Annotated in this window: 1 protein-coding gene; it reads left to right on the forward strand. The window is 36.3% G+C overall.

Annotated features, from left to right (window positions below):
• The coding region (locus A4R26_RS14835) for a condensation domain-containing protein (protein WP_133054680.1) at nt 1-306 on the forward strand (306 nt) is incomplete at both ends.

Genomic DNA, 306 nt, shown 5'->3' on the forward strand with positions numbered 1-306 from the left:
ATCATGCCATCATCGATGGATGGAGTCAGGCCTCCTTTATGACGGAATTAAATAATTTATACCTGAAATTAGGGGAAGATATAAATTATAAGCCGTCTGTTCTAAGATCGGGTTATAAAGATGTCATTGTTCAGGACGAGATCAACAAAGCAGATGATTCAATAAAGAATTATTGGAAAAGCGAATTGGCCGGGTATGAGAGATTGGATTTACTTACAGATCAGGATGAATTAGCAGCCTATTCATACATCCGTGATAACGCCTATTTAGAAAAAATAGAGAATCTTGCCAGGACTTTAAATACAA

It is taken from the genome of Niastella populi (assembly GCF_002078015.1).
GTDB classification, from domain to species: domain Bacteria; phylum Bacteroidota; class Bacteroidia; order Chitinophagales; family Chitinophagaceae; genus Niastella; species Niastella populi.